1 protein-coding gene is annotated in these 202 nt (G+C 52.0%); it reads left to right on the forward strand.

The features are described from left to right. Nucleotides 1-196 (forward strand): hypothetical protein (locus PA598K_RS37615; RefSeq protein ID WP_221414220.1); only part of this gene is annotated, 196 nt, incomplete at its 5' end. Nucleotides 197-202: the final 6 nt, after the last annotated feature.

Here is a 202-nt window from a genome sequence, read left to right on the forward strand (position 1 = left end):
TAAGGTTATAGATGTTCCTTGGTACATCATCTGGATCCGTGCTTGGGCAAATTGCCTGAGGCACGTTGCCTTCGGACATGACACCGGAGCACTGTTGAGCAAGTTTAAGGCCTGGCATCACAAAAAAAAGACGACGCTGGTATGCGTCGTCTCTCTCGTCTTTCTCGTCTCAGGCGTGGTCCAAGCCTCAGGCTAGCCTGAG

The organism is Paenibacillus sp. 598K (assembly GCF_003851045.1).
Classification (GTDB): domain Bacteria; phylum Bacillota; class Bacilli; order Paenibacillales; family Paenibacillaceae; genus Paenibacillus_D.